Origin of the sequence: Pseudomonas sp. PSPC2-3 (genome assembly GCF_049898265.1) — a bacterium.
GTDB classification, from domain to species: Bacteria; Pseudomonadota; Gammaproteobacteria; order Pseudomonadales; family Pseudomonadaceae; genus Aquipseudomonas; species Aquipseudomonas veronii.
The window spans coordinates 223,224-237,743 of sequence record NZ_JAFCXJ010000001.1 but is presented as its reverse complement, the minus strand read 5'-3'; the positions used below and the strand labels follow the sequence as shown (position 1 = coordinate 237,743).

The 14,520-nt window shown below is 63.0% G+C and carries 17 protein-coding genes; 6 read left to right on the top strand and 11 right to left on the bottom strand.

Annotation, left to right across the window (positions count from 1 at the left end; all coding sequences use genetic code 11):
• Positions 1-39: 39 nt before the first annotated feature.
• From ACP7E3_RS01080 to ACP7E3_RS01070, 3 genes are read right to left on the bottom strand one after another with little or no spacing between them, the layout of a single operon-like run.
• Positions 40-627 carry a YggT family protein gene (locus tag ACP7E3_RS01080; protein ID WP_046381758.1) on the bottom strand — a complete coding sequence of 196 codons (588 nt, stop codon included), beginning with the start codon at positions 625-627 and terminating at the stop codon, positions 40-42.
• Between the two features lie 39 nt (positions 628-666).
• A complete protein-coding gene (gene proC, locus ACP7E3_RS01075) occupies positions 667-1,485 on the bottom strand; it encodes a pyrroline-5-carboxylate reductase (RefSeq protein ID WP_017845008.1) in 819 nt (272 codons plus the stop codon).
• Positions 1,486-1,518: 33 nt separating this feature from the next.
• Positions 1,519-2,205, bottom strand: a complete 687-nt coding sequence (locus tag ACP7E3_RS01070) for a YggS family pyridoxal phosphate-dependent enzyme (RefSeq protein ID WP_017845007.1) — start codon at positions 2,203-2,205, stop codon at positions 1,519-1,521.
• 57 nt (positions 2,206-2,262) lie between these two features.
• Between ACP7E3_RS01070 and ACP7E3_RS01065 the strand changes: the two genes are divergently transcribed.
• Positions 2,263-3,297: a type IV pilus twitching motility protein PilT gene (locus ACP7E3_RS01065; protein ID WP_046381759.1), complete on the top strand. Its 1,035-nt coding sequence runs from the start codon at positions 2,263-2,265 to the stop codon at positions 3,295-3,297.
• A 53-nt stretch (positions 3,298-3,350) separates the two neighbouring features.
• Here the strand turns inward: ACP7E3_RS01065 and ACP7E3_RS01060 are convergent, their stop codons facing one another.
• A complete protein-coding gene (locus ACP7E3_RS01060) occupies positions 3,351-3,986 on the bottom strand; it encodes a C40 family peptidase (RefSeq protein WP_046381760.1) in 636 nt (211 codons plus the stop codon).
• Between the two features lie 250 nt (positions 3,987-4,236).
• On the opposite strand from ACP7E3_RS01060, the gene ACP7E3_RS01055 reads away from it, so the two are divergent.
• Positions 4,237-4,665: a TM2 domain-containing protein gene (locus tag ACP7E3_RS01055; protein WP_017845004.1), complete on the top strand. Its 429-nt coding sequence runs from the start codon at positions 4,237-4,239 to the stop codon at positions 4,663-4,665.
• A gap of 133 nt (positions 4,666-4,798) precedes the next feature.
• On the opposite strand, the gene ACP7E3_RS01050 is transcribed toward ACP7E3_RS01055, so the two are convergent.
• The 7 genes from ACP7E3_RS01050 to gshB form a co-directional block, all read right to left on the bottom strand.
• A complete protein-coding gene (locus ACP7E3_RS01050; RefSeq protein WP_046381762.1) occupies positions 4,799-6,070 on the bottom strand; it encodes a dihydroorotase in 1,272 nt (423 codons plus the stop codon).
• Entirely contained in the window at positions 6,067-7,071 is a 1,005-nt protein-coding gene (locus ACP7E3_RS01045) for an aspartate carbamoyltransferase catalytic subunit (protein WP_017845002.1), read from the bottom strand. The genes ACP7E3_RS01050 and ACP7E3_RS01045 overlap by 4 nt, the downstream gene beginning before the upstream one ends.
• A 24-nt stretch (positions 7,072-7,095) precedes the next feature.
• Positions 7,096-7,602, bottom strand: a complete 507-nt coding sequence (gene pyrR, locus ACP7E3_RS01040; RefSeq protein WP_017845001.1) for a bifunctional pyr operon transcriptional regulator/uracil phosphoribosyltransferase PyrR — start codon at positions 7,600-7,602, stop codon at positions 7,096-7,098.
• A gap of 84 nt (positions 7,603-7,686) precedes the next feature.
• Complete coding sequence (gene ruvX / locus ACP7E3_RS01035; RefSeq protein WP_005792259.1) at positions 7,687-8,124, bottom strand: Holliday junction resolvase RuvX; 438 nt, start codon at positions 8,122-8,124, stop codon at positions 7,687-7,689.
• Complete coding sequence (locus ACP7E3_RS01030; protein ID WP_017845000.1) at positions 8,124-8,693, bottom strand: YqgE/AlgH family protein; 570 nt, start codon at positions 8,691-8,693, stop codon at positions 8,124-8,126. Before ACP7E3_RS01030 ends, ruvX begins: the two co-directional genes overlap by 1 nt.
• A 197-nt stretch (positions 8,694-8,890) precedes the next feature.
• Positions 8,891-9,796, bottom strand: a complete 906-nt coding sequence (locus tag ACP7E3_RS01025; protein WP_017844999.1) for an energy transducer TonB — start codon at positions 9,794-9,796, stop codon at positions 8,891-8,893.
• 77 nt (positions 9,797-9,873) lie between these two features.
• Positions 9,874-10,827, bottom strand: a complete 954-nt coding sequence (gshB, locus tag ACP7E3_RS01020; RefSeq protein WP_426122120.1) for a glutathione synthase — start codon at positions 10,825-10,827, stop codon at positions 9,874-9,876.
• 239 nt (positions 10,828-11,066) lie between these two features.
• Here gshB and pilG point away from each other — a divergent pair, with 239 nt between their 5' ends.
• From pilG to ACP7E3_RS01000, 4 genes are read left to right on the top strand one after another with little or no spacing between them, the layout of a single operon-like run.
• Positions 11,067-11,474, top strand: coding sequence for a twitching motility response regulator PilG (gene pilG / locus ACP7E3_RS01015; RefSeq protein WP_010564379.1), 408 nt, complete (start codon positions 11,067-11,069; stop codon positions 11,472-11,474).
• Between the two features lie 46 nt (positions 11,475-11,520).
• On the top strand, positions 11,521-11,886 hold the full coding sequence (gene pilH, locus ACP7E3_RS01010) for a twitching motility response regulator PilH (RefSeq protein ID WP_017844997.1): 366 nt from the start codon (positions 11,521-11,523) through the stop codon (positions 11,884-11,886).
• 12 nt (positions 11,887-11,898) lie between these two features.
• Complete coding sequence (locus tag ACP7E3_RS01005; protein ID WP_046381763.1) at positions 11,899-12,423, top strand: chemotaxis protein CheW; 525 nt, start codon at positions 11,899-11,901, stop codon at positions 12,421-12,423.
• A complete protein-coding gene (locus ACP7E3_RS01000) occupies positions 12,420-14,471 on the top strand; it encodes a methyl-accepting chemotaxis protein (RefSeq protein ID WP_046381764.1) in 2,052 nt (683 codons plus the stop codon). The genes ACP7E3_RS01005 and ACP7E3_RS01000 overlap by 4 nt, the downstream gene beginning before the upstream one ends.
• Positions 14,472-14,520 lie beyond the last annotated feature (49 nt).

Genomic DNA, 14,520 nt, shown 5'->3' with positions numbered 1-14,520 from the left:
CCGGAGGTTATCCGGCCCTGACACGCAAGCGGGGCTGAATCAGATCAACCCGAACAGCTCTTTGGGCATGAACGCATAGAACGCCAGGCGCGGGATCACCCAGCTTTGCAGGAGCTGGATCGCGATAAATGCGAAGATCGGCGAGATGTCCAGACCGCCCAGGTTGGGGATCAACCGGCGGAACGGCGCCAGCACCGGTTCGGTGATCTGCGCGACCAGCTCGGCTCCAGGGCTGCGGCTGCCGGGTGCGACCCACGAGAGGATCACGCTGATGATCATCGACCAGAAGAGGATCTTCAAAAACAGCGAGAAAACGCCGATCAGCGCCCATGGCAGCAGCAGGAGGGTCAAGGCCTGGTAGCCGTTGAGCATCAGGATCACCGCGAATAGCAGGACCTGCAGCAGCAGCGCCAGCACCAGCGAGGACATGTCCAGCCCGAACAGGCTCGGGATCACCCGGCGCAGGGGCTTGAGCAGCGGCTGGGTGGCCTTCACCACGAACTGGCACAGCGGGTTGTAGAAGTTCGCCCGCACCAGTTGCAGGATAAAGCGCATCAGCACGATCAGCAGGTACAGGCTGCCCAGGGTCTGGATGATGAAAATGGCAGCGTCATTGATTCCGAGCATGTTCGATTCCTATCTAGTCCAGTTGCAGGTTGGGGACGACTATTTGCCCAGTTGCTCGGCCATCTCGGCCGAACGATGTGCCGCGGCACCCAGTGCTTTTTCCACCAGGGCTTCGAAGCCCCCGGCCTGGAACGATTCAATGGCGGCTTGCGTGGTGCCGCCGGGGGAGGTCACGCGGCGGCGCAGTTCGGCGGCATCCACGTCGCTGGTCACGGCCATCTGCGCGGCTCCCAGGGCGGTTTGCGCGGCCAGTTGCTCGGCGATGTCCCGGCTCAGGCCCAGTTTCACGCCGGCGGCGGTCATGGCTTCGATCAGCAGGAAGAAGTAGGCCGGGCCGCTGCCGGAGACGGCGGTCACCGCGTCCAGTTGCTCTTCCTGTTCCAGCCACAGGGCGATGCCCACGGCGGACAGCAGTTCCTGGGCCTGGTCGCGCTGTTCGGCGCTCACCTGGGCGGTGGCATACAAACCGCTCACGCCTTTGCGCAGCAGCGCCGGGGTGTTGGGCATGCAGCGCACGATGGGCTGGGCGCCGAGCCAGCGGTTCATGCTGGCGCAGGTGATGCCGGCGGCGATGGACACCACCAACTGGTGCGGCTGCAGGCTCGGGCGCAGGCTTTCGCACACGGCTTTCATGGCTTGCGGCTTGACCGCCAGCACGATCACGTCGACGCCCTGGATGGCCTCGGCGTTGTCGGCGAAGGTGTCGATACCGTGTTCGGCGCTGACGCGGGCGCGGGTTTCGGCGCCCGGATCGCTGGCGCGGATCTGTTGGGCTTGCAGGCCCTTGGCCCGCAGGCCGCCGATCAGGCTGGCCGCCATGTTGCCGGCGCCGATAAAGGCAATACGCGTGTTGCTCATGACAGGTCCTTATTCAGTGGGAAGTCGGCCATTTCACGGCTGACCGTAGTCGCGGGCGCCAAACAGAGCGGTACCGATCCGCACCCAGGTGGCGCCTTGGGCGATGGCCGACTCGAGGTCGTGGCTCATGCCCATGGAAAGTGTGTCGAGCGGCAGGTTCAAACTGGCCTGCAGGTCGCGGACGGCGGCGAACGCTGCATCCTGTGCGGCGCGGTCTTCGGTCGGTTCAGGGATCGCCATCAAACCGCGCAACTTCAAGCGCGGCAGGGCGCTGATCGCGTTGGCCAGCGCCGGCAGGTCGGCGGGCGTGCAGCCGGACTTGCTGGCTTCGCCACTGACGTTGACCTGGATGCAGATGTTCAGCGGCGCCAGGTCGGCCGGGCGTTGTTCGGACAGGCGTTGTGCGATTTTCAGGCGGTCCACGGAATGCACCCAAGCGAAGTTCTCGGCGATCGCGCGAGTCTTGTTCGATTGAATGGGGCCGATGAAGTGCCAACTCAAGGGCAGGTCGGTTAATTCGGCCTGTTTGCCCAAGGCTTCCTGCAGGTAGTTTTCGCCGAAATCGCACATCCCGGCGGCATAGGCTTCGCGCACGGCTTGCGCGGGCTTGGTCTTGCTCACGGCCAGCAGGTGGATGCTGTTTGCGTCACGTTGCACGGCGTCGGCTGCGGCGCGGATGCGCTGGCGAACCTGGCCAATGTTGTCTGCTATCGTCGACATTCAAGATGCGCCCGTGGATATGGAGTCCGCGGCATTCTACTGGAAATGGAAAGCCCTATGGATATCACTGAATTACTCACGCACAGCGTGCGCCGGGGCGCCTCCGACCTGCACCTGTCGGCCGGCCTCGCACCGATGCTGCGGATGGATGGTGAGGTCTGGTCCCTGGATGGGCCAGTGCTGTCACCCACGCATGTGGCGGATTTGCTCAGCCCTTTGCTCAACCAGTACCAACAAAAGGATTTCGAAACATCTCTTGAAACGGATTTCGCCTTCGAACTGCCCGGTGTCGGGCGATTTCGGGTGAATGTGTTCCAGCAGGCGCGTGGCATGGGCGCGGTGTTTCGCAACATCCCCGCCCAGGTCCAGAGCCTGGAAAACCTCGGGTTGGGCGCGGTGTTCCAACGTATCGCCCAACTGCCGCGCGGCCTGGTGCTGGTGACCGGGCCCACCGGCTCGGGCAAGTCGACCACCCTGGCGGCGCTGATCGATCACCTCAACCAGCACCGGCGCCAGCACATCCTCACCTTGGAAGACCCCATCGAGTTCATCCACCAGCCCTGCCGGGCCCTGATCAACCAGCGCCAGGTGCACCGCGACACCCACAGTTTTTCGGCGGCCTTGCGTTCGGCACTGCGGCAAGACCCGGATGTGATCCTGGTGGGTGAACTGCGTGACCTGGAAACCATCCGCCTGGCGCTGACGGCGGCTGAGACCGGGCATCTGGTCTTCGGCACCCTGCACACCGCGTCGGCGGCCAAGACCGTGGATCGCCTGGTGGACGTGTTTCCTGCGGGAGAAAAGCCGATGGTCCGCTCAATGCTTTCGGAGTCGCTGCAGGCGGTGGTGTCCCAGGTGTTGGTCAAGAAGATCGGCGGCGGGCGCGTGGCGGCCCATGAAATCATGCTGTGTACGCCCGCCATTCGCAATTTGATCCGCGAGGACAAGGTGGCGCAGATCGTATCGGCGATTCAGACCGGTGGCGCATCGGGGATGCAGACGTTGGATATGCGCTTGAAGGCCTTGGTCACGCAGGGCGTGATCAGCCGGGAGGCGGCGCGGGAGAAGGCGAGGGTGCCGACAGACATATGAGACTTGTGGGCAATGAAATCAAATGTGGGAGGGGCAAGCCCCTCCCACATAGATCAGCGTTGGACGATCCGCAGGTTGTTCTGTTCTTTCGGCAGAACCCGCTTGGCGATCACGTAGTTCTTGTCCCAGAACGGCTTCTTCAGGGTATCGATGCTGACCGACTTGCCACGGCGCGGTGCGTGGATAAAGCGGTCGTTGCCCAGGTAGATGGCAACGTGGTTAACCCGGCGGCTCTTCAGTTTGAAGAACAGCAGGTCGCCCGGCTTCAAGTCCTTGCGGTCAACCTTCTGCCCGTGGCCGGCGGCCATGGCGTTGGAGGTGCGTGGCAAATCCACCGCGGCAACGTCGTTGAATGCATATTTTACCAGGCCGCTGCAGTCGAACCCTTTACTTGGGCTGCTGCCGCCCCAACGATAAGGTGTACCGAGCACATTCACGGCGCGGCTGAGGACGGTGCTGCTTTGCTTGGTGTTACCCGCCATCAGGCCGGGTGTTGCCTTACCGTGGGCCTTGCTCAGTTGAGTCGGGCGGCTGACGGTAGGCTTTACGGATTTGGCCGTGCTGGGTGTGCTGTGGACTTTCGGGGTGAAGCCGTTGACGTTAGGAAGTCGTTGCTCACGATTGGTGGCGTGGGCGGCCAGTGGCATTAATAGGCAAATGGTTAGCCATGTCTTGAAAAATGGTCGCATTAGGCGTGGCTCTTATGGGTTTGCGCGCAACTTTATAACAGCTTTTTGTGTCGTTCTCAGGCCGTTTGTCGACTGAACCTTGGGGTCAAACTCAGGAAATACGCGACGAATCGCCGCAATTGTCCTACACAAGTCAGGTGGCATCAGGCTTTCAGGGGAGCGAAGATACCATCGGCCATACGTCGGGTGCATGTAAAAAAGTCACAAAGAAAGTGAAAAAATTTATCTATCGCAGCAAAAGAGGTACGCCATGAACACCTATCGACAGGATGTTTCGCAGCAAGACACCCACAGCAAGGTGATCGGTTACCTGCTCTGGATTTTTGGTTTTACCGGGGCGCATCGCTTCTATTACGGCAAACCCGTCACCGGGACGATCTGGTTTTTCACGTTGGGCTTGCTGGGTATTGGCTGGCTGATCGACTTGTTCCTGATTCCGGCGATGGACCGTGAAGCCGACCTGCGTTTTACCGCCGGCCCGATCGAATACAACGTGGCCTGGATTCTGTTGGCGTTTCTCGGGGTGTTCGGTGTACACCGGATGTACCAGGGCAAATGGATCACCGGCCTGCTGTACCTGCTGACCGGCGGCCTGTTCCTGGTGGGGGTGTTGTATGACTTCTGGACGTTGAATACGCAGATATCGATCCGTAACGCCGAGCTAAGAGGCGGGCGCTGATCTCTCAAGCTCTATAGAGAACCCAATGTGGGAGGGGGCTTGCCCCCGATGGCGGTGGACCAGTCAGCTTATCTGTAGCTGACCCACTGCTATCGGGGGCAAGCCCCCTCCCACATTTTTTACCGAGCCCGCTTTAGGCCTGGTAGCTGATGCGTCCGTCCACCAGGGTGTAGCGCACGCTCGCCGGCAGGCTATGGCCGATGAACGGGCAGTTTTCGCCCTTGGACAGCCAGTGCTCGCCGGCAATCGTCGAGCTGGCCGGATCGAACAGCACCAGGTCCGCCGCCGCCCCCACCGCCAACTTACCCGCCGGCAGGCGCAAGGCTTCGGCAGGGCCTGCACTCAGGCGCGCCAGCAGCGTCGGCAGGTCGAGCAAGCCATCCTCCACCAGCGTCATCGCCAACGGCAGCAACAGCTCGACGCTGCTGATACCCGGCTCGGTCGCGCCGAACGGTGCCAGCTTGGCATCGCGCTCGTGGGGCTGGTGATGGCTGGAAATCGCCGACACCACACCGGACTTCACCGCCGCACGCAAACCCTCGCGGTCGGCACGGGTGCGCAGCGGCGGTTGTACGTGATACAGGCTGGAGAAGTCGGTCAGCGCCTCGTCCGTCAGGATCAACTGATACAGCGCCACGTCCGCCGTCACCGGCAAGCCGCGGGCCTGGGCCTGGGCGATCAGGGCCACGCCGCGGGCGCTGGTCAGTTGGCTGAAGTGCGCGCGCACGCCGCTTTGTTCCACCAGCAGCAGATCGCGGGCCAGGGCCACGGTTTCCGCGGTCTCCGGGATGCCCGGCAGGCCGAGGAAGCTGGCCACGGCGCCTTCATGGGCCAGGCCGCCTTCGGCCAGGTCGCGGTCCTGGGAGTGGAAGATCACCGTCAGGTCGAAGGTGGCCGCGTATTCCAGGGCACGGCACAGCGTGCGGGTGCTGCGGAAACTCTCCAGGCCGTTGCCGAAGGCCACGCAACCGGCATCGCGCAGCGCGATCAGTTCGGCCAGTTGCTCGCCTTCCAGGCCTTTGCTCAGGGCGCCGATGGGGAACACTTTGCAATTGCCGGCTTCGCGGGCGCGGTCGAGGATCAGCTCGGCCACGGCCGAGGTGTCCAGCACCGGTTTGGTGTGCGGCGGGCAGCACAGGCTGGTGACGCCACCGGCGGCGGCGGCGCGGGTTTCGCTGGTGATGTTGCCTTTGCGGCTGTAACCCGGCTCGCGCAGGGCGACGTTCAGGTCGACCAGGCCAGGCGCGGCCACCAGGCCCTTGGCGTCGAGGGTCTCACTGGCGCTGAAGCCAGCGGGCGCAGCGCCGATGGCGATGATCTTGCCGGCTTCCAGATGAAGATCGGTGACTTGATCCAGGCCACTGGCCGGATCAATGACGCGGGCGCCGAGAATGCTGAGCTTCACTGGGCCTTCTCCTGCTCGAATTGACGTTGCGCGGTTTGCCCGCTCATGGCCATGGACAGCACCGCCATGCGTATGGCGATGCCGTAGGTCACCTGGTTGAGAATCACCGACTGGTTGCCGTCGGCCACCGCCGATTCGATCTCCACCCCTCGGTTGATCGGCCCCGGGTGCATCACGATGGCATCCGGCTTGGCTCCGGCCAGACGCGTGGTGGTCAGGCCGAACAGGCGGTAGAACTCGCCTTCGCTCGGCAACAGGCCACCGGACATGCGTTCGCGTTGCAGGCGCAGCATGATCACCACGTCCACATCCTTGAGGCCTTCGGTCATGTCGGTGTAGACCTTCACGCCGTACTGCTCGATGCCGATCGGCAGCAGGGTTTTCGGCGCGATCACGCGGATATCCGGGCAACCCAGGGTTTTCAGGGCCAGCATGTTCGAGCGCGCTACCCGCGAGTGCAGGATGTCGCCGACGATGGCCACCGAGAGGTTTTCAAAGCTGCCTTTGTGCCGACGGATGGTGAGCATGTCGAGCATGCCCTGGGTCGGGTGGGCGTGACGGCCGTCGCCGCCGTTGATGATCGCCACCTGCGGGCAGACGTGCTCGGCGATGAAGTGTGCGGCGCCGGAGTCGCCGTGGCGCACCACGAACATGTCGGCGGCCATCGCTTCGAGGTTGCGCAGGGTGTCGAGCAGGGTCTCGCCCTTGCTCGCCGACGAGGTCGACACGTTCAGTGTGATCACGTCGGCCGACAGGCGCTGGGCCGCCAGTTCGAAGGTAGTGCGGGTGCGCGTGGAGTTCTCGAAGAACACATTGCAGATGGTCTTGCCGCGCAGCAGCGGGACCTTCTTCACCGCGCGGCCACCGACTTCGAGGAACGAGTCGGCGGTGTCGAGGATTTCGGTGAGCAGTTCGCGGGGCAAACCGTCGAGGGACAAGAAGTGTTGCAGCTGGCCCTGAGCATTGAGCTGCAGCGGGCGCTTGGCATCTAGAGGCGTCATCGCGGGGACTCTTTACAAGGCGGGTTAAAGGGCAAGGTCTTGCAGTTCGAGTACGAGCGGCGTGGGACCGGACAATTTTACCCGCTGCTGGGCTGAAAGCGACAGGGTCGCGCCGACCACATCCGGGCTGATCGGCAGCTCGCCGGCGTCCAGGTCCAGCAGGCAGACCAGCGTCACGCTGGCGGGGCGGCCGTAGTCGAACAGCTCGTTCAGCGCGGCGCGGACGGTGCGGCCGCTCATCAGCACGTCGTCGATCAGCACCAGGTGCTGGCCTTCGATCTCGAACGGCAGGGCCGACGGGCGCACTTGCGGGTGCAGGCCGTTCTGGCTGAAGTCGTCGCGGTAGAAGGACACATCCAGCGTACCCAGCGGCGAATCGTTGCCCAGCTCTTGCAGCAGCGCCTGGGCCACCCACACGCCACCCGTGCGAATGCCGATGAAGCGCGGCTCGCTGATGCCACGGTGTTTCAGGTGGGCCTTGAGGCGAATCGCCATCTGGCTGATCAGTTCGGCGGGGTTTGGCAGGCTCATGGTCGCTCCTTCAAGGCCTTGCGCGGCAGGGTTTGCCAGCAAGGACCGGGCTCAAACGTAAAAAGACGCGGCAAGCCGCGTCAGTCAGGATTCAAATAACGCGGTGTTTTCATCCAGCCAACCCTGCAACAGCAAGGCCGCGGCGATGGCGTCCACTGGGTTGTCGCGGTAGCTGCCTTTCTGCCCGCCACGGTCGCGGCGCTCACCCTTGGCTTCGAAGGTCGTCAGGCGCTCGTCGTGGGTATAAAAAGGCAGGTTGTAGCGGCCGTTGAGGCGGCGCGCGAACTTTTCGGCGCGCAGGCACATGTCGCTGGGGGTGCCGTCCATGTTCAAGGGCAGGCCGACCACCACCGCGTCGGGCTTCCACTCCTTGATCAGGGCTTCGACCTGGTTCCAGTCCGGTATGCCGTTCTGGGCTTTCAAGGTACACAGCTCGCGGGCCTGGCCAGTGATGACCTGGCCGACAGCGACGCCGATCTGTTTGGTGCCGTAGTCAAAACCGAGGATCAGACGCAAGGCCATCAGGCGTGCCCCGCCTGGCTGGTCAGCAGGCTGAGGTTGACCCGCAGCTTGGCCGCGGCCGCGTCCAGGCGCAGCTCGGCGGCAGTGTTGAACAGAATGTCGGCATCGTAGGGGCAGGTCAGCCAGGCGTTACTGGCCAGCTCGGCCTCCAGTTGCCCGGCTTCCCAGCCAGCGTAGCCGAGGGTGATCACGCTCTGTTCGGGGCCGACGCCGTCGGCGATGGCGAACAACACGTCCTGGGATGTGGACAGCGACACGCCGTCGAGGTCCACCGTGGCCTGGAATTTCGGCCCGGTCGGGTGCAGCACGAAGCCGCGATCGGTCTGCACCGGCCCGCCGATATAGATCGGCACGCCCTGGCAGCGGGCTGGCGGGTCGATCTCCGGGCGCAGTTGCTCGAGAATATCGGCCAGGTTCAGCTCCTGCGGGCGGTTCACCACCAACCCCATGGCACCATTGGCCGTGTGCTCGACAATGTAGGTCAAGGTCTGCGCAAAGTTCGGGTCGGCCATATGGGGCATGGCGATCAGGAATTGGTGCTTGAGGTAGGTCGGGCTGACATTTTTCATGTCCGCTAGTGTGGCGTTGGAGGGGCGAACTGACAAGCTGGGAGTGATCCGAATACAGCGCCGTCGCCTTTTCTGTAGGAGCGAGCTTGCTCGCGAAAAACGCCAACGATAACGAAGTGCTCCAGGTAGAACCGCGTCGCTCTCAAGTTTTTCGCGAGCAAGCTCGCTCCTACAGTGATTGGTGTTGATTGGGGTTATCAGTTGCTGGACAGGCGATCGCCCTTGGCAAACCGCCAGGTGCGGATGATTTCCAGGCGGTCCACGTCATTCAGGTCGCCGCTGAACGGCGCAAAGGGCGCGGCCAGGCGCACGATGCGCTGGGCGGCCTGGTCCAGCAGCGGCTGGCCGGACGATTCGAGTACCTGCACTTCATATAACGTGCCGTCGCGGTTGATCGACACCAGCAAGCGCAAATTGCCGTAGATCTGCTGGCGGCGGGCCTCGTCCGGGTAGTTGAGGTTGCCGATGCGCTCGACCTTCTTGCGCCACTCGTCCTTATACCAGGCGCCTTTGTCGCGCATGGTGGACGCCGCGTTCAGGCGGTAGATGCGCGGGCGCTTGGCGTACAGCTGTTGCTCATTGGCCAGTTCGGCTTCGAGGCTGGATATCTGGTCGGAGAGCTGCGAGCTGTCGAAGGTCGGCGCCGGCTTGACGGGCTCGGGTCGCGGTTCGGTCTTGGTTTTCTCGCGCTGGGTCGCGGCTTTTTGCGGTTTCGGCGCGACGGTGGTCACCACAGGCTTGGGCGCGGCCTGGGGGACTTCGGGCTTGGGCGTCGGTGGCGGGGAGACTTTATTTACCTTGTTGTCCTGGAACGGCGCCACTTCGGTGGTCTTGGGCACGGCTTTCTTGTCCAGCGTGCCGCTGCCTTGCTGATTGTCCTGGGCGAGAAAATCGGCCTTCTCGGGCTTCTTTTCGCTCTTGAACGTGGCGAGGGTGATTTCCAGGGTCTTGGTGATTTGCTTGGGTTCGACCATGGTGAAACCCACGCCGAGGATCAGCGCCAGGTGGATCAATGCCGCGAGAAACAGGGTAAATCCGAGCCGATCAGCCGGGCGCACGCCGCTGGGGGAGGGTTCGAAGGGCAGATCGGACGGGAGTGTCATGACAAGAAAACCAACATCGCGTGTTTCACAGGTGGCGCATGATAACGCAATGTTGGCGGGTGTCCGGCTGTTCTATGTCACTTGGCTTGTAGCTTGCGCTCAATCGCGGCCATCAGCATTTCGCCGATGTTCGTGCCAAATGCATTGTCGATCTCGCGAATACAGGTCGGGCTGGTGACGTTGATTTCGGTGAGGTGTTCACCAATTACGTCGAGGCCTACGAACAGCAAACCTTTTTCCCGCAGGGTCGGGCCGACCTGGGAAGCAATCCAGCGGTCCTTGTCCGACAAAGGCCGGGCTTCGCCACGACCGCCGGCCGCCAGGTTGCCGCGGGTCTCGCCGGCTGCCGGGATGCGTGCCAGGCAATAGTCCACCGGTTCGCCGTCGATCATCAGGATGCGCTTGTCGCCGTCCTTGATCGCCGGCAGATAAGCCTGGCCCATGATCTGCTGGGTGCCCAGGGCGGTCAGGGTTTCGAGGATCACCGACAGGTTCGGGTCGCCGGCGCGGTGGCGGAAGATCGAGGTGCCGCCCATGCCGTCCAGCGGTTTGAGGATCACATCGCCGTGCTTGGCGGCGAATTCTCGCAGCACATCGGCGCGGCGGCTGACCACGGTCGGCGGCGTGCAGTGCGGGAACAGCGTGGCGAACAGCTTCTCATTGCAGTCGCGCAGGCTCTGCGGCTTGTTGACGATCAGCACGCCGGCGCGCTCGGCTTGCTCCAGCAGGTAGGTGGAGTAGACGAATTCCATGTCGAACGGCGGGTCCTTGCGCATCAGGATCACGTCCAGGTCGCTCAGGGGGCTGTCGATTTCGTCTTGCAGCTCGAACCACTTTTCAGGGTTGGCGAACACCTCGAGCGGACGCATCCGCGCACGCGCCTCGCCGCCGCCCTGGTAAAGGTCGCGCTGTTCCATATAGAACAGGCTCCAGCCGCGGGCCTGGGCGGCCAGGAGCATGGCCAGCGAGCTGTCCTTTTTATAGGAAATGCTGGCGATAGGGTCCATGACAATGCCGACGCGAACGCTCATGGGGGATTTCCTCTAGCAAATTAGGGCGCATAAAAGTGGCGTCAGAGTGGCGCTGCGACTGTTGTGGGTCAAGGAAAAACCACCTGGCGGGTCGCTCGATAGATTGCTCCACGAGACTGTGCTAAAAAGACTGCCACGGCGCAGCAGCCCCTGAATTCCAAGGCTTGTGACGCTCATCCTGGGCAGTATCAGGCCGTACACACCGAAAACCGATTCGCTGTGGCGATGGTAGAGCAGATATGGAACAGCATTCCAACGCCTTGAGAGTGATGGTGATCGACGATTCGAAAACGATCCGCCGCACCGCCGAAACCCTGTTGAAGAACGTGGGCTGCGATGTCATCACGGCCATCGATGGTTTCGATGCCCTGGCCCGGATTGTGGATCATCACCCGCACATTATCTTTGTCGACATCATGATGCCGCGCCTGGATGGCTATCAGACGTGCGCCCTGGTGAAGAACAACCCGGCGTTCAAGTCGATCCCGGTGATCATGCTGTCTTCCAAGGACGGCCTGTTCGACAAGGCCAAGGGGCGTATCGTCGGTGTCGATCAGTTTTTGACCAAGCCTTTCAGCAAGGAAGAACTGCTGGGCGCGATCAAGGCCTACGTGCCGGGTTTCGCCGCAGTAGAACAAGCACACTGACGCAACCTCACAAGGGCGTGCGTCTTCCAATGTAGTGGGGAAAACCATGGCACGTGTTCTGATCGTCGACGATTCGCCGACCGAAATGTACAAACTGACCGGCATGCTGGAAAAGCACGGTCATCAGGTCTTGAAAGCGGAAAACGGTGCCGACGGCGTGGCCCTGGCCCGCCAGGAAAAGCCCGACGCGGTCTTGATGGACATCGTGATGCCGGGCCTCAATGGCTTCCAGGCCACCCGCCAGCTGTCCAAGGAGCGGGAAACCAATGGCATCCCGATCATCATCATCACCACCAAGGACCAGGAAACCGACAAAATCTGGGGCGCGCGCCAGGGCGCCAAGGATTACCTGACCAAGCCGGTGGACGAAGCCACGCTGATCGCCACCCTGAACAAGGTCTTGGCCCGCTGACGGCACGCCATCATGACCGAGTCGCTAACCGCCTTCGAGCTGCTGCTGGACATCGACCGCCGCTGTCGCCTGCTGGCCGCTGACCTGCCGTCCCAGGAAACCCGCCTGCAAGGCTGGAGCGGGATCGGCTTTCGCGTGGGCGAACAGTGGTTTGTCGCGCCCATGCGCGAAGTCGCCGAAGTGCTGCATGAGCCGCGCTGCACTTTAATGCCCGGGGTCAAGACCTGGATCAGAGGAGTCGCTAACCTGCGTGGGCGCCTGCTGCCGGTGATGGATCTCGGCGGGTTCCTCGGCCATGCGCTGTCCAAGGCAGACAAGCAGCGGCGGGTATTGGTCGTGGAATACCAGGACATATTTATCGGGCTGCTGGTGGACGAGGTGGTGGGTATGCAGCATTTCGCACAAGACGCCTTGTTGCCCAGCGCCACCCCCGGCGTGCCCTTTATCAGTGGCCGGTTCGACGCTGATCAGCAGTGGCAGGTCTTCAGCCCCTTCGCTCTGGCCCAGGCCCCTGGCTTCATGGATGTTGCCGCATGACCACCGCTACCACGCCCAAACCCCAGGCAGGCTCACGCAGCCGCTCGCAGATCATCGTGCTGTTTATTGCGCTGATCGTGTTCATCATGTTGCTGTTCGCCAACTTCGCGTACCTCAACACCCAGTCCACCTACGACAAGCAGTACATCGGCCACGCCGGCGAGTTGCGGGTGCTGTCCCAGCGTATCGCCAAGAACGCCACCGAAGCCGCCGCCGGCAAGGCCGCGGCGTTCAAGTTGCTGGCGGAAGCGCGCAATGACTTTGCCCGGCGCTGGGGTTACCTGAAAAAGGGCGACCCGGACACCGGCCTGCCCGCCGCGCCCAGTGCGGTACGTGCAGAGATGCGGGCGGTGCAGACCGATTGGGAAGCGCTGCTGAAAAACACCGACGCGATCCTCGCCAGCGAACAGACCGTGCTGTCGTTGCATCAAGTTGCCGCAACCCTGGCCGAAACCGTGCCGCAACTGCAGATGGAATCGGAAAAGGTCGTGGATATCCTGCTGCAACGCGGCGCCCCGGCCAGCCAGGTGGCCTTGGCCCAGCGCCAGTCGCTGCTGGCCGAGCGGATCCTGGGGGCGGTCAACACCGTGCTGGCCGGTGACGAAACCGCCGCGCAGGCCGCCGATGCCTTTGGCCGCGATGCCAACCGCTTCGGCCAGGTGCTCACCGGCATGCTCCAGGGCAACCCCGGGCTGCGCATCACCCAGGTCGAGGACCACGACGCACGGGCGCGCCTGGCGGAAATCGCCGAACTGTTCGAGTTTGTCTCCGGCTCCGTGGACGAGATCCTCGAAACCTCGCCGCAACTGTTCCAGGTCCGGGCCTCGGCGAGCAATATTTTCAACCTCTCGCAAACCCTGCTCGATGAAGCCTCGCACCTGGCCACCGGCTTTGAAAACCTCGCCGGCGGGCGCAGCTTCGACACGATCGGCGGCTATGTGCTGGGCTTGCTGGCGCTGGCCTCGATCATCCTGATCGGCCTGGTGATGGTCCGCGCCACCAACCAGCAACTGCGGGAAACCGCCGAGAAGAACGAGCGCAACCAGAACGCGATCATGCGCCTGCTGGATGAAATCGAAGACCTGGCCGACGGCGACCTCACCGTGACGGCCTCGGTGACTGAAGACTTCACCGGCACCATCGCCGACTCCATCAACTATTCCGTGGACCAACTGCGCGACCTTGTCGCTACCATCAACCTCACCGCCGGCCAGGTCGCCGGCGCGGTGCAGGACACCCAGGCCACCGCGATGCACCTGGCGCAGGCCTCGGAGCATCAGGCCCAGCAGATCGCCGAGGCCTCCACCGCGATCAAGCAGATGGCCCAGTCGATCGATCAGGTGTCGGCGAACGCCGCTGAATCCTCGGCGGTGGCCGAGCGCTCGGTGGAAATCGCCAACAAGGGCAATGAAGTGGTGCACAACACCATCCACGGCATGGACAACATTCGCGAGCAGATCCAGGACACCGCCAAGCGCATCAAGCGCCTAGGCGAGTCGTCCCAGGAGATCGGCGACATTGTCAGCCTGATCGATGACATCGCCGACCAGACCAACATTCTTGCGCTCAACGCCGCGATCCAGGCAAGCATGGCCGGGGATGCCGGGCGCGGCTTCGCGGTGGTTGCCGATGAAGTGCAACGCCTGGCCGAGCGCTCCTCGGCGGCCACGCGGCAGATCGAAACCCTGGTGCGGGCGATCCAGGCCGACACCAACGAAGCCGTCATCTCGATGGAACAGACCACCACTGAAGTGGTGCGTGGCGCACGGCTGGCCCAGGACGCCGGGGTGGCGCTGGAAGAGATCGAAGGCGTGTCGAAAACCCTGGCGGCGCTGATCCAGAGTATTTCCAACGCGGCGCAGCAACAGACGTCGTCGGCGGGGCAGATCTCGCTGACTATGAACGTCATCCAGCAGATCACCAGCCAGACCTCATCGGGCTCGACTGCCACCGCCGAGAGCATCGGCAACCTGGCGAAAATGGCCAGCCAGCTGCGCCGCTCAGTATCGGGCTTCACCCTCCCGGCTGCTAAGCAGGCTGATGATTGAAATGCAATCCAAATGTGGGAGGGAGCTTGCTCCCGATGGCAGTGGGTCA